We start from the raw sequence: 24,045 nt of genomic DNA, 5'->3' as shown, positions 1-24,045 counted from the left end.
CTTACAGTACAAGAATGGGTAGATTTTATTTATCAGTGACTTGTGCTTCTATCTCACTGTCTAGTCGCACTCATGAAGGATGCCCTGGAACTACTGTACACGGGAGATCTCCACCTCGGCCGTCACCCGAGTCGAATTCCGGATGATTTGGATGGTCCGGAGCTGTCGCCGAAAGCTGTCTGGCTGTCGACGGTCCAGGAAGCAATCGACCGTGACGTCGACGTGGTCGTGATTGCTGGTGACGTCGTCGATCAGGAGAATCGCTACTTCGAGGCGTATGGCGCGTTCGAAGACGGGGTTGCACAACTCGACGAAGCGGGGATTCCAGTCGTCGTGGTAGCCGGGAACCACGACTTCGATGCGCTCCCTGATATGGTCGATAACCTCGACGCTGACACGCTCCAATTCCTCGGGAGAGGCGGGCAGTGGGAACGCTGGACGCTTGACCGGGACGGCGAGCCCATCGCCCACTTCGATGGCTGGTCGTTTTCGGCCGAACACGTCTACGAGTCCCCGCTCGATGAGTACGACCTCCCGGCGACCGATGACGCTCCTCAGATCGGAGTACTTCACGCCGACCTCGACTCGCGAGGCAGCCAGTACGCACCGGTTCTGTCGAGCGAACTCCGCGACACCGCGGCAGATGCCTGGTTACTCGGTCATATTCACAGTCCAGGCATCCAGATCGACTCGCGTCCACTGGCGTTGTACTCGGGGTCGCCACAACCCCTTGACCCAGGAGAACAGCGGGCCCACGGCCCGTGGACGATTACGATGCTCGAAAACGGAGACGTACAAGCTGACCAGATTCCCCTGGCATCCGTTCGCTACGACCGGGTTTCGGTCGACGTCTCCGGGGTAGACGACCCACAGGAGGCGACTGCCGTCATTTCGGACGAAATCAAGGAACACGTTCGCTCCGAACTCGATACGGGGTCGCTGGAACTCAGCCTCGTTCGTGTTCATCTAACTGGACGGACGGATGCGCACTCGGCGCTCGTCGATCAGCATCGGTCGATGGAGCGTGACCTCGGATTTAGGGAGGGATCGGTTTCCGTCCGGATCGAATCGATTGACGTCGATACACGGCCCGCAATCGATCTCGAAGACCTTGCGGAAGGAGACAATGCAGCTGCATACCTCGCGGGTCTCCTGCTCGAAATCGAGGACGGTGATCCTCGCGAAGCCTACGGTGACGTGGTCGATGACTCGCTAGGCACTGTCCGGCAGGCTCATAGTGCAAATGCGTACAACCCGCTTAGACGCGAGACTGAACTCGAGGATCCTGACGACGATGACGCAATCGACCATCTCGAACAGCAAGCACGGGTGCTGCTCGATACCCTACTCAGCCAAAAGGAGGGTAAGGCGTGACCAGGGACCCGATCTGCTTCGAGGAAATCCAGATCGTCCAGGCTCCTGGGTTCGAGACCGGTGGCTTCTCGGTCGACGACCTGTGTTCCGGAATCAATGTCGTTCATGGACCGAACGCGGCAGGAAAAACGACGCTCGCTGAGTCGCTCGAATGGCTTTGTTGGCCCGAGACCGCCGACGAACGTGCATCACTCGTGGGGCAGCTCTCACTGAATGGTGAGGATTGGCGAGTCGAAGTCGATAAGGGGCGTACGAGCTACCAGCGTGACGGCCAGGAGGCGAACGGTCCGAGCCTGCCTCCGGCCGATCAACGCGACCGCTACCGTCTCTCCCTCCACGACCTCCTCCAGCGAGACAACAACAACGAGTCGTTCGCCGAGATAATCGAGCGAGAATCAGCTGGTGGGTACGATCTCTCTGCAGCATACGACGAGCTCGGGTATTCGGATTCCCCGAGTCGGGCCAACAGGAACGTCGTCCAGAACGCCAAGGGAGCGATTCAGGAGTTACGTGAGGCGCGGAACGACGTTTCCGAACTACGCCAAGAGCAGATCGAACTCTCCCGCTTACGTAGTGAACTGGAGGCAGCCCGTCAAGCGCAACAGCGATCCGAGCTGCTTGAGCAGGCAATCGACTACGCACAGGCGAGAAACGAGCTGGAGCAGGCTGAATCGAGACTCGACGAGTTCCCCGATATCGTAGACCAGATCGACGGAGACGAAATCGAGCGTGTTCGATCCCTCGAAGATGATATCGACGAGTGGACCGACAAAAAAGACGAGGCCGAGGAAACGAAAACGGATGCTCAGGAACGGCTCGATGAGGCCGACCTTCCTGAAGAGGGCCTGCCGACAGGCCGTATCGACCATCTGAAAGAGCTTCGCGATGACCTCGATTCTGCGGAGGACCGGAAACGCGATCTCCAGGGAGAATTGGCTGACGCTAAACGGCAGCGAGAAACTGCACGAGAGGACATTCCTCTGGAGGTCGATACCGAGGACCTCGTTGACCTAGAGCCCGTCACGTGGAAGACCGTCTCTAAGTTCGCCCGAGAGGCCGAAGAACTCCAGTCCGAGCGTGAAACCAGGGAGGCCGTCCAGCGACTACTGGAGGACGGGGAGCACCCTGACCCCAATCTACCCACGCTCCAGCGCGCGAGTCAGTCGCTGGAGGAGTGGCTGGCCGCGTCCGTTGCTACGGAGTCAAACGACGGTTCAGAGGCATTCCGAATCGCTGTGTTCTCGGCCGTTTCTCTCGCCTCGACGGGCATCGCGCTCGGTCTGCTGGTGCATCCACTGCTGTTCTCCATCCTGGTCGTCGCCGCTGGTATCTTCTGGTATGGGCTGCGCGCTCGCTCACAGTCCAAAGACGGAGGGGATTCACGAGAACCGCATCGCGAGTCGTTCGAGAAAACCGGTCTGAATCCGCCGGCTGCGTGGACCGAAGACGAGGTCCGGTCCCGTCTGATCGGACTGTACGACGCAATCGCAGCCCACAAACTGGCCGAGCGACGGTCCGAATGGCGCGATAGCCTGGCGACGGACTCAGACACGCTCGAACAGAAAGAGCAGAATCTGGAGGAAACGCGTGCCAAACTCCAAGACCAGTTGGGCGCCGCGCCAGATGCGTCTGATGTCGAACTCGCCGTGATCTCCAAGCGAGTGCTCGACTGGCAGGAAGCCCACGACGAGGTTGAAGGGATTCGAGAGAGCATCGAAACCGTCGACGAGCAGATCGAGACGGCCCGCGAAGAGCTCCAATCGAAACTCGATCCCTACGGCTACGACGCCGTCCAGAGTTCTGGTGAGGTGACCGAGACTATCCGGGACCTCGAGAACCGCGAACAGCAACGCGAAGCTGCACAGAGGGACCTTGACCAAGCTACCGAGACGATTCAGGAAGCGACCGAGAAAATAGATGCGCTGGAGGCTGACCGCGACGAAATCTTTGTGGACCTGAATCTCGACCCCGATGACCACGATCAGTTGGAGGAACTCTGTGAGCAGGTCGAAGCATACGACTCGGCTGCGGAGGCTGTACGAGAGGCCGAAATCAGGGCGAAAACGGAGGCCGAAGAACTCGAAAGCTACCCAGAATTCGAACCGGACCTCAAGGAGCAGGAGATTGCTGACCTCAGAGAGGACCTCCGTGAGGCGGAACGAACTGCCGAAGATTTCGACGACCTTCAGTCACGGATTGCCGATATCAAGGCGGAGATCAGGCAGGCGAAGTCCGACGATCAAGTTGAAACGGCGCTCGCAGAGCGTGACCGAGCGCTCGATGACTTGCAAGACCAACTCGAGGACGACTGTGCTGCGATGGTCGGCGACGTTCTGGTGGATCACGTTCAGGAGGCGACCATGGAGACTAGTCGCCCGGACGTCTTCGAGCGTGCTCGTGAAATCCTGGCGACGATCACTCGTGGCCGGTATCGGTTGGACTTCGACGAGAATGATGCCGAGTTCCGTGCGTTCGACGAATCCAAACAGAAGGGACTCGCGCTCGACGAACTTTCGAGCGGTACTCGGGTTCAGGTCCTGCTCGCCGTCCGAATTGCTTTCGTCGAACAGCAGGAACAGGGCGTTCGGATTCCACTTCTCCTCGACGAGACACTCGCCAACACGGACGACCGCAGGGCGAGGACCATCATCGAGTCGACGATCGAACTGGCCCGGAACGGTCGGCAGATCTTCTATTTCACCGCACAGGGCGACGAAGTGGCGAAGTGGACTGCTGCACTGGAGAGCACGAACGGCGTCAACCACGAAATCATTGACCTCGCAACCGTTCGTGACGTCGACGACTCTGTCCATATCCCTGAGCTGGCCTCTATCGAATCGTTCACTCCGAAGGTTCCCAGTCGGGACGGTCACGACCACGCCTCGTATGGGGATGAGCTCGAGGTGGACTCGTTCAATCCGCACCGAGGCACCGGGACAGCGCACATGTGGTACGTGGTCGACGATGTCGAAACCCTCCATCAACTCCTGGAGCTCGGAATCGAGCACTGGGGGCAGCTGAATAACCTTCTCCAGTGGGGCAACGGAGACCTCTCCTCCGTTGGTTCCGACCAGATAACGATAGTAGAGGAGAACGCTGCGGCGCTGAGCGAGTTCGTCGACGCTTGGAAGGTTGGTCGTGGCGAGCCCGTTGATAGGGAGGTCCTCGAAGCCTCTGGCGCTGTGAGCGGTAACTTCATCGACGAGGTCACTGCACTTGCCGAATCGGTCAATGGGGATGGAAGACAGATCGTCGAAGCTCTGCACAATGGCGAGGTAAACCGTTTCCGTAGCGGGAAAGTGGACAAGCTGGAAACGTACCTCGAAGAGAACGGGTACATCGAACCCCGTGATACGCTGGATCAGGGCCAGATTCGTGCCCGAGTTATTGAGCGCTACGTCGACGAAGGCGTCTCTCGTGACGAGGCCAAAGACAGAACCGACGAACTGCTATCACGCTTGGACGGTGCCTAATTCATTGACCTTATCCAAAATCAGGGAATAACGTTCCCTCATATGGCGAATCCACCACTGAATATCGATTATTGGGCTTCTCTGTACTCTGCTTATACTGACTACGCCGAAGAGTACGACAACGCGATGGAGCATTCTCGTCTTGTCGATCGAGCACAGAATCTCTGGGATTGGAAGGGGCTAAATCGAACGATTGCATTTGAACAAATCACTGACGTACTCGAACAACTCGATCAAGCGGACTACATTCCCCAGGACCAAGAAGTAGCAATTGCATCGCTATCAGATCGGTTGATGGATGAGGGAGTCGTTGAGTCGAAAAGTCTCGTCACGTCAGCATTTATCCTCCATCTGATGGCAAGTGAGCCGGATCGATATTCCGTGAAGTTCCCGATCTACGACCGCCGAGTGTGGAACGCTTATGTTTATCTCTGGAGAGTTCGGAAGGACGGAAATCAACTGTACAGACAAGCGAGCCAGAGTCCATCTCAGTATGGCGAATTCTGTCGAAAGTTTGGTCAAACCTGTCCAGATGGCAAGGCCCGGAATTACGAACGAGCGCTATTCATGTTCGGGGGATTCATCATGAATCTACCACCGAACGACGCTCCGACACCAATAAAGAATATCGACGAGAAACTAAAGAGACAAGAGAAAACGCTCACTGATATGCACGACACGTCTGGATACGCATTAATCAATATTCACGAGATACTGAAATCTGATTAGAACTGAATCAGTGATGCACCCTCTGTATCTCGCTTAACCGCATCATCAGTTACCGAGTGTTTCGATATAACCGCCTCTCCAGACTAATCTCAGACTTCGTGGCCTGCTGGTGACTGATTCTGGGATTTATCTTCCCCAAGGGGATGAGGAGAATCAGAGAGGGAGCGACGAAAACACACTCTGACAGCGAATCGGTGTGTCTCGAATGCTCCCTCCAGTGCCTCCTCGGAGAACAACGATGTCCAGCACTGTTGCCCCAGACCTGCAGGATCGTATCCAGACCATCAGCGACGCATTCGCGGCGTTCGACGAATCCGGAGTCGCCGGCGGAAGCGACCCGACGTTCGCCCTCGACCAGCGCGATATAGAGGACCAACTGGAGCGGATGTGCGCCTACCGAGTTCCGATGGACGAGGCTGTTCGAACCATCGTTCGGAAGGCCTGCACCGATGCCGACCTCGACCGCGATGACCTCACCGACGACCTCGCCAAACTGGCTGGCTACGGCGGACGTCCCCAGAAGGCTGCTCGGACGATGCTCAACAGCATCGATGAGGCCGACAAGTGGGTCGACGTCGTCGCCGAAGTCGTCGAACTCTGGGAGCCCCGAAGCGAGAAGATAGCCCAGGTCGGACTGCTGGGCGACGAGTCAGGCCGACTCAAGTTCGTCGCGTGGACCAGTGCCGACCTGCCCGAACTCGAAGAGGGGAGTACCTACGAATTCGAGAGCGTCGTCACTGACGAGTACCAAGGTCGGTTCTCGGTGAGTTGCAACTCCGCTACCTCGATCCGAGAGACAGACCAGTCCGTCGAGGTCAGCGACGGCACGACCGAACTCGTCGGGAGCATCGTCGATGTCCAGGAAGGTTCGGGCCTCATCAAGCGTTGTGGACAGGATGACTGCACTCGCGTTCTCCGGAACGGCCGGTGTGCCGAACACGGACAGCGTGATGGTGACTTCGACCTTCGGATCAAGGCGATCCTCGACGACGGCGAGCGGTCGGTCAGCGTGCTGTTCAACGAGGAAGCGACGGAAGCGGTCACCGGCATCTCGTTGGACGATGCGACGACGATGGCGATGGATGCACTCTCGACCGATGTCGTCGCCGACGAGATCAGCGAGCAGCTCCTGGGTCGCAGGTTCCGGCTCGCTGGTAGCGTCTTCGGGACGTACTTCCTCGTCGACGAGGCTGAAGAGACCGACGCTGTGTCGGCTGGGCTGGATTCAGATGCAGTCGCACCCGCGCTCACCCAGCGCCAGCCATCGACGCGGCTGTTCGCTGAGGAGCTCAACGCGACTACGCACACGTTCCAAGAATCCGACGAAGAGCGCGCTCCTGTGTACGGCCTGACGCCAACTGGGATCGGCATCAACCGGGTGTTCGTCGTCGGAACGCTCACCGAGACGGCTGACGTCGGAAACGATTCGGAGTACTGGCAGGGAAAGGTGTTCGCAGCTAGCTCCCCCGTCTACGTCTACGCCGGCCAGTACCAGCCCGAAGCGATGGCAGCGCTCCGAGCAGCGGAGACGCCCACCTACGTCGCGATCGTCGGCAAGATTCGAACCTACGAATCGGGCGATCGGGTCAACGTCGCCATCGAGCCTGAGTCGATCACCGAGGTTGATGAGCCGACTCGGGAAGCCTGGGTTGCTGAAGCGGCGGCTCAGACCAGTGACCGGATCGAGGCATTCGAGGGTGGCGAGGCCTCTTTCGGTGCGCAAGCACAGAACGAGTACGGTGAGAGTCTCAGTGAGCTTCGAGAAAGTATTGACGCTCTTGGAGACGACGATTCTCGCGGTAGGTAAAATAGTCCGGCCTCTCAGTGTTTCTCCTGTACGGTTGTTCGCCGTATACCTAGACGGATTGGTGGATAGAGAGGATACAGTTCAGCTACTCACGTCCTATACTACTATAATGGGGGAGTAAGATGGGAAATATTCAATAATGAATTGTTTCATCAAAACTGACCAAGTGATGTTTGGCTATCGTCTTCAAGGTTCCCGCTATATTTGCAGTATCGTCTAATCAGCGTGATCGCCAGCTCCCGTCGGCGTTCATGCTTCTTTGACGAACTATTTTCTCCAGAGATATCGATATCTTTTATAAGCCCAGTATATTTGACATCATATCGTCCATTAGCTTCGTCGGCCTGCCGGGCTGTACTTAAAAACTGCAGACAGTTTTCAATCCATTCCATGTTCACCTCCCCGTCCTCAATCCGCTGGGTATTCAAAGTTTGTTGGAGCGATGGTGGACGGACGGTAATTTCTTCATTACTCACAATCTTCCCTTCACGCCAAGCCTGAAAGTCCATATCTGAAAGCTCAGTGGGGAAGACCTTCATCCAAAGATATGAGGCGAGATAGGATTCTGGAGGTTCAACGTTGTAGATTGGCTTATGTGTCTTTGATCGGAGGAATTCTTTTGTACCCAAGCGATAAGCCTGATAGCCTCCATCTGGGCCGATCGTATCACTAAGTGATTGTTCATCTGGTAGATGTTCTTCACGGAATTCCTGTTCAAGTCTGGTTTCACGTTGGAACACGTAATTGGCTCGCTGATCGTCCATTCCATATCGGATCAAAACCAGATTAGGATCCAATGAATATCCCTCATTAAACCTTGTTGCCAATATGTCCCCAAATTGTGATGAGTAGTCATCAGGAACGAATGCTACAATGTCCACCATTTCTGGATTTTTGGATGTTCCATTAGACTCCTCAATTTCATAACCCTCCTCAATTGCATCACACATCTCTAACAGTTTCTCACTGATCTCCTCAGGTTCGCTTGATTTGGCTTGAGGGAGTATCTTTGCTACAATTCCATAATCGGAATTAAAATAGACAGAGAAGTCTGGGACGTATTCCATATTGGATTCGACATCGTCTGGGAAGCGATCAAACTGATACCGAGGGAAGTACTCATCATAGACACCAAATATTGTTTCCCAACTACTAATCACGTCAACTGTGTCGTTGTAGGTTTTGAAGTGGTGGTGGCGTCCAGGGACGCACCCCATCTCATATTTGCTCTCACTCATAATCAAGCAACAAAGTCTGTTAGATCGTAGTTCGGTTCCTCTCTCACGTGCATGACACCTTCGTGAAATTCTTTAGATAACTGGTCGGCAACTCTGATTAACGAGTTGACTGATCCTTTATACCCGGGTACGATCGACACAGTATTGCTTCCGGTAACATAGATATCATGATTGGATCCGTCCACAAAATCTACCAATGATAAATGGGCGTACGGGTTATCGTGAAACACCGCCATCGTCGTCTTCGTTAGGTCGTTGAGAGCACTAATCAGCTCACGGTTGTCTGCTGGTGAGCGAAGTACTTCTTCGTCGAATTCAACCTCGATTTCAGTGATCTCACCACCTTCCTCACGACTCGTGTCCACCAGCACTTCTAGTTTTTCTGATACAATGTCAACTAAAGATCCGACCAGATACTTGTTAAAAAGGTCTGGATCCCCCGCGTTCAATTTGGTTACTCCTTCTCGACTAATAAAGCCATCAAAGAATAGCTCACCTTTCCGCGATGCTGTGAAATTAAGTTTATCAACATATCCATTTGTTAATTTGTTGTCGGAGAAAACCTGCTTATATGGCCGTGTCTGGAAATTGATTTGGCCTTCGTCCCGCGAGTAAACAACTGTCTTGTCAACAGTGATATCTACAGAGAGTTCTTTCTCCACTCGCTGTAGTACCTCTCGAAGTTCCTCTGAATCCGCATATAAGTCGGAAATATGTGGCTCTGCACGTTTGAGAACCCACTTGAATCCCCGTTTAAAGAAATCTGGATCATATCCTGTCAATGCAGTCCATATCTGAGACTTCCCATGTTGATAAAGTGCGAATGAGCCTTCAACTTCTCTTTCGCCACCTTCTATATCGCTTCGCTCAATAGTCCGAGCTACGGATACACTATAGAACTCCTCTTCTTCAGCTACTTTTATGTTAGCTGATTCATGGCGGTCAGTGATTTGCGGTAGCACTTGGTGAGGTGGCTTGTGGCAGAAGACAGTTTTGTACCGGGCTTTGGAGTAGGTATTGTTATTTATTTCAGCGTCAATCAGACTTTTAAATCCACTCCACGACACATCCCCGTACTCGATTGCAGAGCCATCTTGGAATCCATGCATTGTTTCGTCCCGCGAATAAGTATTCAACCACTCGCCTGTCCGAAGAGTGTTACGGAAGATTCTATTCAAACACTATTTGAGACGTCCGACAACATAGCCTATGAATAAAAACCCACTCAGCAATACGATGAGTTCAGTCATCGGGACAAATGCCAGTACTGGGTTCATGTATTCAATTACCATGCCTGCCAAATCTGTATCTCTAATTGAGACAACGAATTGGAGTATCCCTAAACCCAGGAGTAACCATGTTAACCGCTTAACGGAAGTTTGAAGCGAAAGGTTCGACCGAGTCGCAGCTGATTGAAGCCGATCCTGAATTATTCTCGCAATCATATCCAGCTTTGTCTGAATTCTCTCAAGGGAATATTCAAGATCCGTAATTCTGCTCTCTAAATGAGAAATCCAACACGTCAAATATCCCTTTCCATTCGGTGGAATGGGAGTTTCAATTGGGGGTGAGCTTTCACCCTGAACGTAATTCTCAAGAAGCTGTTTCATCTGAGATAGATCATCGGTCGTTGTTGTATACTCCTGAACCCAGTCATCTCGGAGCGATTCGAGATCTTCTTCGGTGTCCCGTACGTCTGCTGGTTCCTTTGTCTCATCAGTCTCTGGTATTGTGAATCCATGTGAGTCGTTATCAACTGAGCGAATCGCGGCCGACCGGGATCGAAGCCAATGATCAACGAGTAATGGTTGAATGAGTAGTTTTAGCTGACGAAAGGTTAGCCGAAACCACGAAGCCCAGTCATCTGTATTGTTAAGAGGATAGAGTGTATCGTCGACTTGGGAAATTGTAGTAAGGGGGGATTCACGTCGACTTTCCCAATCGTCAGCAATGACTACACGGTCATCTACGACCGTGAGACTCTCATATGGGTCAATTCCATATGCATCAAGATCGGCAATTGATGTTCGGAATGCCTTGGTAGCATCTACTGAAGAAACCACGTCGGTATCCGTATGTACCATGAAAATTCCTGGATACGGACTCTCATCAGTAGTGAGACCGCCTGGGTATTTGCTGGTGATTTGTTCGAGTGCCTCGCGTATTTTTGTTCGTGTTGACCGGGCTTCAACTGCTGTTTGCTTATCAAGTTCCTCAATAGTGTCGTTGTTGAGTAAACCAACAGTCAGTATCTGAGAAATGTCCTCCACATCTGAGCTTTTCACCAGAAATGCATAGACCTCCTCGAAGTAGTTCGAGTCTATGGATCGGTGTGGGCCGTACATATCTGCTCCGCACCGAAGCTCCCAGTCTTTGACTGAAAACACCTGCTGGTTGAGAACTTGTTTGTCTCCAAACTGTTTAGAAAGTGCACTTTCGATTGAATCAATGGTAGAACTACGATAAAAATCCGCACGAATCAGCACACACGCCTCAACGTCCATTACGTCGCTATAAATAGATTGACTGGTTATATTCTTTTGGCATATTTTCTTAATCACGCATATCCTTGGTATCTATCCTGTACCGGGCGATTATATATTCTGGAAGGGATGACACAGGCAGTTCTATTCAGAGCTCGGCTCTGCACGTTTAAGTCGGGAGGCGATGTAGAGGGCAGCGACGGCAGATGCTGCCGATAACGAACTTCCTGTCGTGTACCGATCCGCTGGACGAGTTCAACTCGCTGTCGTATCACCAGACCCATCACGCCAAAACGTACGTGACAGGTCTTGCTGCGGGCCGCAGCAAGACCGTGACTGGAATCGCCCGAGAGGTTCTTCCTGCCCAAGGTGAGCGAGCACTCAACAAGTTCCTCACCGAGTACGACTGGGACGAAGACCAACTCAACCACGAGCGGTTGGAAGAACTGCAAAAACACGGCGAGACGCGGTGGTCACAGGACGGCTACATCGTTATCGACGATTCGGTGTTCCAGCGAACCGGGAAGGAACTTCCCGGTGCTGGAGAGTTCTACGATCACACCGAAGGCGAACCTGTCTGGGGACAAGACCTCGTTTACTCGTTCTACACCGACGACAAAACATCCTATCCGCTCGTGTTTCGCCAGTACGAGAAAGCCGACGACGAAGACCAAGACACCGAAGACGAGACGAAGTACGATCTCTCCCGGGAGATGATCACGGAACTCGAAGAAGAGGTAGGTGTGCCTGCGGACACCTACCTCTTCGATTCGTGGTTTGCCCACGACTCGAGCTGATCGAACACGTCGAATCATACGGAAAGGACTGGATCGGGCCGCTTCGGAGCAACCGGAAAGTGACCTACGCAAACCAGGAGATGCGCGTCGATGCGCTGGAAGAGCGCATCGACAAGGAGGAACGGGAGATTGACGAGGAAACGTACAAGATCTGGACGAAGACGCTGTCTGTGTCGAAGTTAGGCGAGGTTCGGCTGGTGATCGCCGAGAAGGTCACTGACGAGGACGAAGAGAATCCGGTCAAGTACCTTGCAACGAACAAGATTGACGCGCCTTCTGCTCACATCATTCGGAGCTACTCCTATCGGTGGCGAATAGAGACGTTCTTCGAGGACTCGAAGCAGGATCTCGGCCTTGGAGACTGCGAGGTGCGTGATTCTGACGGTGCCAGTCGCCACTGGCACCTTCAGATGCTTACCTACAGTCTCCTTCGTCTTGGTCCCGAATCGAGCGTCTCGGAGCGACTCGTCTCGAAAGCCTCGTCGCTCCGAGCACAGCTCGAACACGGCCTCAAAGAGACGATCTACAACATGTTCTCGTGGGTGCGCGACCAGCCAGATCGTGACCTCGACGGACTGATGGAAGAAATCGACCACCTCTTTCTCCATTCTGAAGGGAGTTTATGAACGTGCAGAGTCGAGTTCAGAGCAAAACTCCGCCCTCAGCTATATGAAAGCACTATGTGAACTCTACCTATGCTCGTCCCTGAGGAGTACATCATTGAGGAGACCGAGATCGACGAGCGGGAATTAGAGCGGGACCCTCCGGGTGTCCACCTTCGATATAATCATACGGAGCCGTCCGTCATCAGTGACGGCGTCGACTTTATCGCTGTCATCGAACAGGGTGGCGACGAGTTCCGGATCGACTATTGGGGATACGCCTTCGGCCGGATGTACATCACTTCCGAGGGCGTTCAAGAACTCGGTCAGCGACTCTCCTACGAGGACGATGATATCCCGTCGTGGACACTTGTCCCCGAGACTGTCGACGCCAATGACCCGCCATGGTGGTTGCCTGATGGCACCGCTATCGATCCCACAGTTGCTTGTGATAACTGTGAGGAGACCGTTTCGGTGCGGGAGATCGTCACTCCACGGCGGCCGCCAGTGGACATGGAAGGAGCCGTATTCTGTCGAGATTGTTGGGAACAGTAGATTGCTCGTATGGCTTTGTTCTCTCGCTGGAGTGAAGGGAAAGCCGATGTCGGCTCTCTTGTTACCCCACAAATCCTATTTCCCATTTCTCGTGGGGTAACTGCTGTTCTTTGATCTTCTAAAGTGCCTCGAAATCGGAGAGTGAAGCACCTCTACCCAAACGCGAGGGGGGTCAGATTATGAACTTCGCGTGCTGGTCCGGAGGCTCTATCAAGGTGTCCTATTGAGGAGAGGACAGCTTTTCCTCCAGATGTCGGCTCATCTGCGAAGTAGTGCTCTGAATCGCAGACGTTCTCATACCAACCAGAAACGAGATTGGCAGCGAGTCCCTGTCCTCTGTACTCCTCCCTGATATACAACTGCGACAGTATCGGCCCTCGTTCGTGAGGTTCCCAAGTAAGATATCCAACCACCGTGTCGTCCAACACGTAGCAGAGCGCGTGTTGGTAATCGTGCTTGTAGGTACTCACAACCTCTCCGGACCGAGAACCGATGTGTGACAGGACAAGAAGTGCGTCTTGGACGCGAACAGGGCCGCTAGGGGTATGATGTATCGCGTATGCATCCTCGTTGTCGAAGTCTACTATGGATTCGTACGAAAGGTCACCACCAAAGAGCCAGTCCGCAGAGAATAACTTGTTCAATGAGGCTTTCTTCCCATGCCGATATCGGCCGTAGATTCGGAAACAGTCCTCGCATGAGACGAAGCGGAACTCTTCTTCATCGAAGTCCTCACCGAGTTCCATATTTTCGTTTTCAACCAGAACCTTGTTTGAGGACATGCGATCGCAAGTGCATTCAGCGGGGTCAACTGGCGGATCACGGCTTGCCTCCCCAAGAACGCTCATCGCGCTCGATAAACCGGTTACCGACTCGACTTCCTCAATATAGTCGGATTGGAGCTGAAGGACTGCATCGCTGTCCGTCGCTGGGATGAAAACTGCGTGTAGTTCGCCGTCAACGTACTGGGCGAAAGGTTCCGCTGAGAGGTCTGCTTCACCGAATTGAGTCCAAGCACCGTTCGACTGGTACGAAAAAACAGCGCGACGATCGGTGAACAAGACACTGCCAATCTGAACCGAGCCAAACTGACGTCGGTGCTCGACCTCCATTTCGACGACGAGCGTTTCTTCTTCCTCCAGCACACGTTCCGCAGATGACATTGATGGAGTGTACTGATTCAGGGGAGAATAATCTTGGTGTGATGAGCATTCGGCAGTCGGAAAAGGGGTTAGAATTCTAAGTCTCGGAGAGACTTCTTATGCTACTTGGTTCTACGTCGTTCTCGTCACCTGCTGTTTCGTCGCTGTCTCCGACGCAGTCGAACGATTCTGCGCACCTACTTTGACATCATCCTGCGCGAGCCACCAGTCGGGCATCCAGTCCGCGATCGGGAACACCCAGCTTTCGGATCCTCGCCAGTACGCGATTGGATTCCTCGGCACGGCTGTTCCGCTGATCGAGGGCTTCGATTTCCGGTGTGGTCTCGTTCGTCGTGACTCTACAGATGCAGTCTGCTGTGGCGTCGACGCTGATTCATCGTCTGAACCGTCAGTCGACTGTTCGAGAATCGAGATTTCGCTATCGCGTCGAGTCTCGAACGTTGCTTCGTTCCCGTACCAGCCCTTGTGGACGTTCTCGACACGCACGAGGTCACCGACCGCCAGTTCGGGGAACCGGTGTGATCGGATGAGCGTGCGGCCACCGAAGTCCGTCGGGTCTGGCGTCGGGCGCGTCTCGTCCCATTCAGACTTCTTCCAGATAGCGAAACGAATCGTCCCGGTCTCGTCCTGAAGCACGCCGGCCTGCTTGATTCCGGGGTGAGTGTTCTCGAAGAGGATCGAAACACGACCCTGCGTGGAGAACCGTCCCTTCGTCTGAGCAGTCGACATATATCGGACGTTGCCGATCTTCTGGACGTTCTGGGGATCGTTCGCTTCGTCTTCGGCCTGTCTGAGCAGTGCATTCGTCGGCTCGACGCCGCGGTTGACACGCTTCGCGAGCGCGAGTGCGAGCGTCAGCGGACTCTTGCGCACCTCGTAGACCTTCTCGAAGTCGTCACTCAGGAGTCGGTGCGCCATCGCACAGACCTCCTCGTGTTCGTCGGGGTCCAGCTCGAGCAACGGGCGAAGGCGGTCCTTGTGGGCCTGCTTCGCTCGTTTCTCGCGGGCCTCAGCGAGTTCAGCCGCAGTGGGCCGGGTCGCAGCGAGTTCGTCGAAGCGGTTGTTCAGCCACTTCGCGTGACCGACTAGCTCGACGTCGTCGCTCAGCTCGCCAGGGTGGCAGATGCCATCCGTGACTTTCCGTTTCTCGGCCTCCAATGCGAGTGATCGCTCGATAGCCTCCAGAGAGCTGCCTGCGAACTGCTCGGGCTCCGTGATCAGGTCACCGAGACGGACGTATTCGCCATCGGGGAGTAAGACCTCCAGATCGGCGGTCTTGAGTCCCGTGGTTGTCTTCGTCCGCTCAGCGTGGTTGTGGGTCTCTGTGTCGTCCGGGCGGTCGTACGCTTGCAGTCGGCTTTCGGCTGAACCGAGTGAAGCCGAACTCGAGTGGCGGCCAGTGGTCGTCACTCGGTGGTCGACAGCCTTCGAAGTGGGCGTCGACGGCGTCTGTGCAGTCGTGCGGCCGGCGGATTCGTCGAGGCCACTGGCGACACCAACGACTTGTTCGCCGGTCGGATCGACGAACTTCGAGCTGGCGTTACCAGGATGCCACGATGCGAGATCGCCTGCTGAATCGGGCTCGATGAGCGCGTCAGCGGGCTGGCCGTTCGCGTTCGTTCGGGCTCTCATGAGCTGTCCTCGTTCTGGGACGATGGGGTAGCCATCAGACGTGTACCCGTACAGTCCATCGACGGGTTCTGCACGCGTCCCGAAGTCGGTCTTCGCTGCGGTCCGCTCCGTGTAGACGTCACCGTCTTCGTGCTGGTCCGTCGCAACCTCGGGGTCGGTTGGGGAGTCAGCGTCGGATGGGGCGTCCATGAGCGCCCAGAGTAGTCCTGCCAGTCTTGCAACCAGCCTAGTTCTCGTCGTTGGCTCAGTGGTGGAGCGGCGCTGCTCCTGGTTCTCCCGGTAGGTCCGGAAGTAGGGAGAGCGACCGTCTTCAGTCCGCGTCGTTGCGGTCCCATGTCGTTCGTTCGTCTGCTTCGTCGCCTCTATCGTCGCCGATAGGTTCTTATCTTCAGTGTTGCTACTGTTCATGAGGGTGTCATAGAACTCTTCTCACACCGTGATGATCGTGCTTCCCGGATTGTCTCCACGTTCGTAGTTGGTGATCGCGATGACAAGGCGAAGGCACAGCGCGAGGAACACCTGCGCTCGTGCGTGGACGCGGCCTCGGGCGTGGGTGCGCCCGAGGCCGCAGTCCTTCACTGATTCGTTGGTTCGTTCAACTCCCGTGCGGCGGTTGTACGTCTCATCTAGCGTCGGTTGCTTCAGCTGAACGTCTTCACTGTGTTCCTCGATGCGGTCTTCGACCCTGTACTCGATATCGAGCGGGTCGTCGGTGTTTCGCGCGTTGTACGGAGCGACTGGCACGACCCCTGCGGCCAGCAGGTGGTCGTGCCAGTCGAGCGTGTCGTAGGCGCTGTCACCGACCATCCAGATCGGTTGCTCGACGGCGAGCGCGTCACGGGTGACGCGCATCGCCGTCTCTTCTGGTGCTTGTTTGCTCTCGGTGAACTCCGCTGCGATCGGTATCTTTTGCCCGGTCGAGACGATTGTACAGCCGTAGCCGTAGTAGTACTCGTCCTTGGTTGGATCGTAGCACTTTGACGCATCTGGGTCGGCTGGCATCGCCCTCACGTCGGTCGAATCGATACAGTAGGTCAAGTCGAGCAGGCCGCGGCGGGCGGCCTGCTCGACGAGGTGATCGAACACCTCGTTAGCGACGTGTTCGAGGTCGGTGAGGAAGCGATCGACCGCGTCTCTCGACGGCGGTCGATCGAAGCCACAGCTCAACCAGACGACCGTGTTCCGAAGCTCTCGTTCGACGGGGCGGATGCCGTAGATATCTTTGTAGTAGCAGTGGAGAAAGCCACGCATCAGCTCTGGTGGTTCGTGGTCTCGTGTTCGCCCCGTCTGCGCCGGGGCGAACACGTCAAACTCTTCGAGAAATTCGAAGGAGAGGTGCTCGAACAGCGCTTAGCGTCTCTGTCTCCACGACATTGAAGAACGACTCTACCGAAGGATCATCTTGCAGGGTCGCTGAACTCATCCACCTCAGCGTTCACCCTGCTCTTTGGTGTGCTAATCGTTCTATGACACCCTCACTGTTCATTGGAATACCTACATTCCATTTGTGAGGCTCTAGTCAGCCTCACATTCTACACTGCGTAGCGGAGCATAGGTATATCGCCGACTGAGCGGCTGGTCTCGGTGTTTTCCAAGGAACCCCCACACTTTTCCCACACTCAATTTTACGTTCCAACGGCGGTACGTGTTTAGCCCCAATGAATTTCGCCACTGTCTCGTAGCAGGCGACCAACCGGGGGTATATGAACCCTCAGCAAGGGCTAATTGAACTTCTCCAGGGATGGTCTCCGCTCGGAGACCATCCCGGTGACCCTGCTGAGGGACCGCTGAGGTGGTCATAGTGGATCGAGATGACCTCAGCAAAGACGAACTTCTCTCGCGGTTTCTCCAGATGGAAGAACGAATCAACGATCTTGAGGAGAAGCTTCAGGAGAAAGACGAACGGATCGAAGAACTCGAAACACGGCTTCGCAAATACGAGAATCCACATACACCACCGAGTAAGCGACGGTCGGGGACTGACGAGTCCCCGACCTCGCAAGATGACGAAGACGACGATGTCAGAACTGACGGCGGCACTCCCGGACGAAAAGACGGTCACGAGCCAGAGTGGCGCTCTACCGCTGATCTGGACGAAGAAGTTGAGGTCACCCGTGACTGCTGTCCAGAGTGTGGCCAACACTTCGACGAGTCGGTGGGCGTCAGCCCCCGACTCGTCGAGAAGATACCAGATCCACAACCACCAGAACTCACGCAGTACAACCGCCACTGCTACCGATGCGACTCCTGTGGAACCGAGACAGTCGCTACACACCCCGACTGCCCCGATGAGGGGCAGTTCGGGGTGAACGTTATCGCCCAATCAGCACTATCGCGGTACGATTACCGCCTTCCCTATCGGAAGATTGCAGACCGTTTCGAGCAGCTACACGGACTGGAGTTGTCAGGTGCGACTGCGTGGCACGCGACCGAGCGCGCTGCGCGCGCCGGTCGCTGTGAATACGAACAGATCCGTCGCCAGATCCAGCAAGCCGACGTTGTCCACATCGATGAAACAGGCATCAAGCGAGATGGTGAGCAAGCATGGATCTGGACGTTCACCACCGAGAACCACACGCTCTACGCGGTTAGAGAGAGTCGTGGAAGCGATGTTCCCGCGGAAGTCCTCGGCGAGGACTTCGCGGGAACGGTCATTTGTGATGGGTGGACAGCCTATCCAGCCTTCAGCGACAATCTCCAGCGGTGTTGGGCTCATATTTTGCGAGAGGCTGAAGATGCCGCTGAGAAGCAACCGGAAGGCGAACCGATCTACGACTCTCTCAAACAGTTGTACGTCGCTCTCCAGACCCGGCTGGAGAGCGACTTGACCATTCGTGAGCGAGCAGAGCTCCAGCGTGTGGCGCGGAGAGAGCTTGAATCACTGATTGAACGGTCAGTTCCCGACGGACCAGTGGCAACACTACTCGGAAAGATCGAAGGTGGCCTCGACCACTGGCTCACCTTCGTCGGTGAGCCAGCGGTCTCTCCGACGAACAATGCCGCCGAAAACGCGCTTCGTGAGCCGGTGGTTCTCCGGAAACTGATCGGAACGCTCCGCAATGACCGCGGGATGTTCGTTCATGAGACGGTGCTGTCCCTGCTGGCGACATGGCGCCAGCAGGGACGCAATCCATACGACGAGCTCAAGCGAGTCTCCCGGAACAACGAGATGATTTCACGAGATCAGGCTGTGCCGGCCGTTGAGTCCTCGGGGTAAACACGTACCAACGGCGTATCTACATCCTTCGACCCGGCCTTGTAGTCACCCCACAAATCACAACGAAACTGGCCTGTGGGGTAACTACTCGTGTGGTCGGTATGGTCCTCCGAGACTGTACGTTTAAGTACTATCGGCCGTTAATCGATGATACGAAGGTGAGTTTCCATGGCTGCTGATAAGGAAGATCGTGCGAGTCCGCTCGAGAAGTTCTTGAGTGGGCCCGCTCTCGATCCGGAAACTCTGGGTGACCCCCCGCTTCAGGATGGCGAAGATCCGCTGCTCACGCGCGACCGCGTCGAACTTGAGTCTGACGAGGAGTAGATGTGGCGGATACAGATAGGGAGTTCTCACTCGACGATAGTCTCGTTTTCTCTGACGACATCGGTACCGCAATCGTCTTTCTCGATAAAGAAGCGTTACTTGCTCGACTGACGACCGATCATCGTTCTGAACGCAAACAGGCTGTAGTCGACCGGTTCTTCGAAATTTCCGGCGACCGGGCTTACTACGTCACGGATGCATACGTCGTTGCGGAGGTCATCTCTGCATTCCGGTCCAAACGTGGTGCACACGAGGCACTTGATCTGTACGAAGACATCAAAGATTCTGACTTAGTTGTCCAACATGGGTCCGACTCTTGGGAATCGAACAATCTGACTGCAAGTCCACGAGCGGTACTCGATGCAGCAGCAGAGTTTCTCGCTCAGTATCCAAAGCACGATGTTTCGATTCAGGAAGCAATTTTGATACTGCAGGCAAAACGTGGTGATGATTATCTGTTCTCGTTCGATGGGCCCATTCGGAAATTGGGCCGTGCATGCGGCCTTTCGGTTTATCCCGTTACTGAGGAAATCTACTTAGGGTGATATCATGATCAGATCAACGCCGTCGCTGCATCCGATGGAACGCGAACAGCTTCGGGCTGCGTCGACCCTTGTCGTGACAATCAAATCGTCCGACGAGCTCCACGACGAGGTCACTGACGACATCGAATCACTGGAACACGGTGATTCAGTGGACGCAACGCCGACGCTGTCGTTCACTAGCTACGACGACCTCATGGAGACGCTGACGCCGCGTGTCCTCGAGCTCATCGAGGCTATTCGCCGGGAAGAACCGTCCAGTATCAACGAGACTGCCCGAGTTGTGGATCGAGACGTAAAGAATGTCCATGAGGAACTTAGTCGACTTGCCCAGCTGGGAATCATCTTCTTCGAGGAGGAAGGACAGAGCAAGCGCCCGGTCGTCTGGTTCGACGAACTCGTCATCACGCTCGCGTTCGAATCTAAATCTGGGGACACAGTGACTACAGCATCGAAGGGAATGTATGACGCTCGATGAGGCGGTTGATGAAGCACTCGCAAAGTACGATATGTATCGAAGTGAGGAAGCTGAGGAGGCAGGCCGAATGGCTGCGATGCTCCAAGATTGAAGAGCGATTATTCACTAATCGAATACTATGACTGCCGCGGACGATGTCAATAGCGTTGACCCAGCAGCTGTCTCTCTCACCGAGGCGATGCTGGGGTACGACATCCTTGTCGACGGTACGTGCGTTGGTGCAATCGAAGGTGTTCCCGGTGAGTTAGAGTATCTCACTGTGGAACTACACTGGGAGAACAAGGGTGTGGGTCGGGCAGCCCTCAATGAATTCATTGAGTTGAGCCGGACAGAGGGGTGCAGTGAAGTCTCGACGAACAACGCTACTCACCCAGCTATGAAGCATATCTTAGAGACAGAAGGATTCGAAAGGCGTTCAGGGGAAATTGGGTGGGTGACGGAGCTCTAATCGCTCTTCCAATCTCTTCCCTCCGCCCGTGCTGGCTGAAACACCAACTGTGCCTCACTCCTCGATTGTGGCTTGCAGACTCGATAGCGCTCGCTCGAACTGTTCGCGATGGATTTGTGACCCAGACTCGATTCGCTTGACTAGGAACTGTTCGTACGCCTCATACTCAGACAAGGAGAGATCAGCTGCTGTGACGCATTCGACGTAGGCGTCTAAGCCCTCACGGAAAACCCTTGCATAGTGGTCATAGGCTCCATCGACGAGTTCGATGTTGTCGTCGATCCCAGCCACGAGTCCACGATAGACCGCTGCGGCTTGCCGATAGCGACCTCGATCTTGGTATCGTTCCCCGAGATCCGTGAATCGACTGAAATCGATTGCATCGATGACGACAGGGTACTCTCTGGTGTGTTCGTCAAACAGTTGGGAGACGTCGTCCCGATACGCTTCGTGAGATTTCCCTGACGTTGCATCGAACGTTGCGAAGAACCGATCCAGCATCGCGTCGTCACGAGCGAGTTCCTCGCGCACAAACGCCTGTAACTCGGAGGTATCGATACTTTCGAAGACGGTGTCGAGACGCTCTCCCTCATCTTCCGGCAACTCGTCGATCAGCGACAAGAGCACGGCAACGACGTGTTTGCACTCCCCAGCCCCATCGTATGGACACGTACAGGAAGGCTCGAAATCGGACTCGGCGAGTGAGAGCGTCACGTCGTACAGTCTCGATCCTTCGACTGTCGCAGTGATGATGTCGTCGACACGTCGTCGCTCGTGAACCTTGCCCTCGGAGTAGTAGTTCTGCCCACGGTCGAACACCGCGTCGGTACACAGGTCTCGAATGTTGGACTGAGTTATCGTCATTGTGGATCTTACCAGAGAGATACGTCGTAGTTCCTCCGTCAATTTCTCGAAGGCGGATCACTCAGAAAGGCGTTCATCCTCGATTTCCCTCCTTGTTCCGTAAATCCATCTGATGTACATTGGGTTCGTCTTCGACACCCGAATTTATCGACCCCGAAAGGGGTGAGGAATAGAAAATGCATATGCTCATCAGAGTCCTCGTTCCGGCGGTCGATAGCCCGGAGGCGGTTAGTACAGCTCGATACGCACTCGACCGCTTGACCGGAATCAGTGACGGGGCTTCGACGGCGTTCGACTACTACAAAACGCTAGATGAATCGACGGCTCGGTATCGAGATCATCCCCGCTATGGCGGCCTCGACCCAGCCCTGTCCCTGCAGTCGGAGACGGGAAAGCAATTCCTCGAAGACGCTGTCGAAGCACAAGAAGCGTGGTTCCATGAGACACTCGACAAACTACGAGTGAAACTCGAATCCCTCGATTCTGAGTCCGTAATGGACGACGTCGATCTCACTCGGTTCGATTGTTATCGACTCGGCCAATTCGCCGGCCCCTCCGTCTGGATCTACGACCAACACGGCGCCGGGCTTCGCTCTCGATCAGCGGTCGAACAGCATCTCGAATACAACGGTGAGGATGAGTTCTGGGTGGTCCCCGCTGATGTCCACTACTGAGCATTCCATCCGAATTTTATCCTCGACTAATCGGTGTGGGTCGTGTACTTCGGATCCGCTCACTCTGGAGTTCTCCGCGGAGGCTCGATGAGCTTCTATGCGACAGTCGTCGGGTACATCCAGTATCGGAGCCAGACGTTCCTCGATGCCGCACTCGACAAGCTCCGATATGGAGGTTGGCTCGACACCGAGAACCAGTGGAGGACTGACAGCCAGTCTGAAGGAGACGCCCATCCATCCTCGGTGGATTCAGAAAACCTACTCCTGGTCGTTCCGTCAGATCTGTACCGCAACCTCGCTCGGATTTCGACCAGCCTGTTCGTTGGCGCAACCGACGGCGTCCTCGTGATTAGCTCCGTGGATGGCTGCTTCGATGCGTGGGTGGAACGACCACTTCCTGCAGCCGCTGCTCCAGATCCCACGACAGACGCGATTACGAGTATCGAGGCAGTCGATCTCGAAGCGTTTGCTCGGGAATACGATCTTGGTGTGAAACGGTTCGGAGCCTCGACCCCTGGCGAATACGCAGCTTGGCAGAATCGAGTTCTCCGCGCATTCCACCGCGAATTCGACCCGGAACTGCCACCCCACCTGACAGGCCTCGACTTCGAGTAGCCCGCTCATAGAGCCCTCCCTTCGATCAACCATGTCTACAGAATCATCCAGCGTCGCGACGAAGCACACTGAACAGCCTGAGAGGAACAGTGTTGAGATTCACGAACGACTCACAACGACCGACCAGTGCCCCGAGTGCTCTGAGGTCCAGCTCAGACGAGAAGGTACTGAGAGGTACTGTCCTGAGTGTGGGCTCGTCGTCGACGAGGATTGTATCGACTACGGTCCGGAATGGACGCCATACGATGCCGAAGAGCGGCGTCGCGTTGGTGGACCAGTGACGAATGCACGCCACGACTGGGGCATCTCTGCAGAGATCGGCCGGTATCGCGATGCACGAGGGCAGCAACTTCCGGCTGCGAAACGTCGGAAACTGCACCGGCTTCGGCGATGGGACCGCCAAGCCCAGTTCGAAGGGAAGGCAGACCAGAACCTTGCACATGGACTTTCGGAGATCCGGCGGATCGTTGGTGCGCTCGACCTTTCCGAGAGCATCTGTACGCAGGCGTGCGCCCTCTATCGGACTGCTGCGAACGAAGACCTCATCCGTGGTCGCTCGATTGAAGCAATAGCGGCTGCCGGCGTGTATGCAGCCTGTCGATGTTCGGGACTCCCTCGGACAATCGACGAGGTCGGAGAGGTGTCGACTGTCTCCAAAGAGCGGGTCAGCAACGCGTACAGCGTGCTGAATCACGAACTCAATCTCCCGGCCGTTCCGATGGCTCCCGTTCAGTATGTCCCACGATTTGCATCGGACCTCGATCTCTCACGAGAAGTGCGCCAACGCGCCCTGACGTTGGCCCGAGAAGCGTCCGAAGTCGGTCTCGGGAACGGCTGTCGACCAACCGGTGTTGCCGCTGCCTGCGTCTATGAAGCTCGGGAGGGTGACGAGAAAGTCACTCAAACGAGTCTCGCTGAACTCGCGAATGTCTCCGCTATGACGCTCCGTGAGCAGTGGAAGAAACTCCAATCGATGCTCGAACGCCCAGCGGAGTCTGGACTGGAGGTACAGAGATGACTTCTTGCGGTG

The 24,045-nt window shown here is 55.2% G+C and carries 17 protein-coding genes and 3 pseudogenes; 13 read left to right on the top strand and 7 right to left on the bottom strand.

Going from position 1 to position 24,045, the window contains the following annotated elements; translation table 11 throughout:
- The first annotated feature begins 72 nt into the window (after positions 1–72).
- The 4 genes and pseudogenes from PSC72_RS24010 to PSC72_RS25680 form a co-directional block, all read left to right on the top strand.
- On the top strand, positions 73–1,374 hold the full coding sequence (locus PSC72_RS24010; RefSeq protein WP_274326341.1) for a metallophosphoesterase family protein: 1,302 nt from the start codon (positions 73–75) through the stop codon (positions 1,372–1,374).
- Positions 1,371–4,847: an AAA family ATPase gene (locus tag PSC72_RS24005; protein ID WP_274326340.1), complete on the top strand. Its 3,477-nt coding sequence runs from the start codon at positions 1,371–1,373 to the stop codon at positions 4,845–4,847. Before PSC72_RS24010 ends, PSC72_RS24005 begins: the two co-directional genes overlap by 4 nt.
- Positions 4,848–4,889: 42 nt before the next feature.
- Positions 4,890–5,576, top strand: coding sequence for a hypothetical protein (locus tag PSC72_RS24000; RefSeq protein ID WP_274326339.1), 687 nt, complete (start codon positions 4,890–4,892; stop codon positions 5,574–5,576).
- Between the two features lie 238 nt (positions 5,577–5,814).
- Positions 5,815–6,813: pseudogene (locus PSC72_RS25680) on the top strand (hypothetical protein); the annotation flags it as partial.
- Positions 6,814–7,535: 722 nt separating this feature from the next.
- Here the strand turns inward: PSC72_RS25680 and PSC72_RS23990 are convergent.
- From PSC72_RS23990 to PSC72_RS23980, 3 genes are all read right to left on the bottom strand, one after another.
- Positions 7,536–8,621, bottom strand: a complete 1,086-nt coding sequence (locus tag PSC72_RS23990; RefSeq protein WP_274326337.1) for a hypothetical protein — start codon at positions 8,619–8,621, stop codon at positions 7,536–7,538.
- A 2-nt stretch (positions 8,622–8,623) separates the two neighbouring features.
- Positions 8,624–9,730 carry a hypothetical protein gene (locus tag PSC72_RS23985; protein WP_274326336.1) on the bottom strand — a complete coding sequence of 369 codons (1,107 nt, stop codon included), beginning with the start codon at positions 9,728–9,730 and terminating at the stop codon, positions 8,624–8,626.
- Positions 9,731–9,802: 72 nt separating this feature from the next.
- Positions 9,803–11,125 (bottom strand): hypothetical protein, encoded by a 1,323-nt coding sequence (locus PSC72_RS23980; RefSeq protein ID WP_274326335.1) that lies wholly within the window; start codon positions 11,123–11,125, stop codon positions 9,803–9,805.
- Positions 11,126–11,310: 185 nt separating this feature from the next.
- On the opposite strand from PSC72_RS23980, the pseudogene PSC72_RS23975 reads away from it, so the two are divergent.
- Positions 11,311–12,527 (top strand): annotated as a pseudogene (locus PSC72_RS23975) (IS701 family transposase).
- Positions 12,528–12,596: 69 nt separating this feature from the next.
- Positions 12,597–13,058, top strand: a complete 462-nt coding sequence (locus PSC72_RS23970; RefSeq protein ID WP_274326334.1) for a hypothetical protein — start codon at positions 12,597–12,599, stop codon at positions 13,056–13,058.
- A 152-nt stretch (positions 13,059–13,210) separates the two neighbouring features.
- Here PSC72_RS23970 and PSC72_RS23965 read toward each other — a convergent pair whose 3' ends face one another.
- The 3 genes and pseudogenes from PSC72_RS23965 to PSC72_RS23955 all read right to left on the bottom strand — a co-directional run bounded on the left by PSC72_RS23965 (position 13,211) and on the right by PSC72_RS23955 (position 17,276).
- Positions 13,211–14,221 carry a GNAT family N-acetyltransferase gene (locus PSC72_RS23965; RefSeq protein WP_274326333.1) on the bottom strand — a complete coding sequence of 337 codons (1,011 nt, stop codon included), beginning with the start codon at positions 14,219–14,221 and terminating at the stop codon, positions 13,211–13,213.
- A 111-nt stretch (positions 14,222–14,332) separates the two neighbouring features.
- Positions 14,333–16,261: a single stranded DNA-binding domain-containing protein gene (locus PSC72_RS23960; protein WP_274326332.1), complete on the bottom strand. Its 1,929-nt coding sequence runs from the start codon at positions 16,259–16,261 to the stop codon at positions 14,333–14,335.
- Positions 16,262–16,282: 21 nt separating this feature from the next.
- Positions 16,283–17,276 (bottom strand): annotated as a pseudogene (locus PSC72_RS23955) (transposase).
- Positions 17,277–17,705: 429 nt separating this feature from the next.
- Between PSC72_RS23955 and tnpC the strand changes: the two are divergent.
- From tnpC to PSC72_RS23935, 4 genes are all read left to right on the top strand, one after another.
- The gene (gene tnpC / locus PSC72_RS23950) at positions 17,706–19,070 is read left to right on the top strand and encodes an IS66 family transposase (protein ID WP_382261839.1); all 1,365 of its coding nucleotides are present in this window, start codon (positions 17,706–17,708) and stop codon (positions 19,068–19,070) included.
- A gap of 326 nt (positions 19,071–19,396) precedes the next feature.
- A complete protein-coding gene (locus tag PSC72_RS23945) occupies positions 19,397–19,939 on the top strand; it encodes a hypothetical protein (protein ID WP_274326306.1) in 543 nt (180 codons plus the stop codon).
- Between the two features lie 34 nt (positions 19,940–19,973).
- The gene (locus tag PSC72_RS23940) at positions 19,974–20,414 is read left to right on the top strand and encodes an HVO_A0114 family putative DNA-binding protein (RefSeq protein WP_382261879.1); all 441 of its coding nucleotides are present in this window, start codon (positions 19,974–19,976) and stop codon (positions 20,412–20,414) included.
- A 118-nt stretch (positions 20,415–20,532) separates the two neighbouring features.
- The gene (locus tag PSC72_RS23935) at positions 20,533–20,862 is read left to right on the top strand and encodes a GNAT family N-acetyltransferase (protein ID WP_274326330.1); all 330 of its coding nucleotides are present in this window, start codon (positions 20,533–20,535) and stop codon (positions 20,860–20,862) included.
- A 54-nt stretch (positions 20,863–20,916) separates the two neighbouring features.
- Here PSC72_RS23935 and PSC72_RS23930 read toward each other — a convergent pair whose 3' ends face one another.
- Positions 20,917–21,726 carry an SWIM zinc finger family protein gene (locus tag PSC72_RS23930; RefSeq protein ID WP_274326329.1) on the bottom strand — a complete coding sequence of 270 codons (810 nt, stop codon included), beginning with the start codon at positions 21,724–21,726 and terminating at the stop codon, positions 20,917–20,919.
- Positions 21,727–21,908: 182 nt separating this feature from the next.
- Between PSC72_RS23930 and PSC72_RS23925 the strand changes: the two genes are divergently transcribed.
- The 3 genes from PSC72_RS23925 (at position 21,909) to PSC72_RS23915 (ending at position 24,033) form a co-directional block, all read left to right on the top strand.
- Positions 21,909–22,400, top strand: coding sequence for a hypothetical protein (locus tag PSC72_RS23925; RefSeq protein ID WP_274326302.1), 492 nt, complete (start codon positions 21,909–21,911; stop codon positions 22,398–22,400).
- A gap of 87 nt (positions 22,401–22,487) precedes the next feature.
- Positions 22,488–23,015 (top strand): hypothetical protein, encoded by a 528-nt coding sequence (locus PSC72_RS23920; protein WP_274326301.1) that lies wholly within the window; start codon positions 22,488–22,490, stop codon positions 23,013–23,015.
- A gap of 31 nt (positions 23,016–23,046) precedes the next feature.
- On the top strand, positions 23,047–24,033 hold the full coding sequence (locus tag PSC72_RS23915; RefSeq protein WP_274326328.1) for a transcription initiation factor IIB: 987 nt from the start codon (positions 23,047–23,049) through the stop codon (positions 24,031–24,033).
- Positions 24,034–24,045 lie beyond the last annotated feature (12 nt).

This window comes from Halosimplex aquaticum (genome assembly GCF_028747785.1).
In the GTDB taxonomy this organism is placed as follows: Archaea; Halobacteriota; Halobacteria; order Halobacteriales; family Haloarculaceae; genus Halosimplex; species Halosimplex aquaticum.
This window is presented reverse-complemented; position numbering and strand designations above follow the sequence as displayed.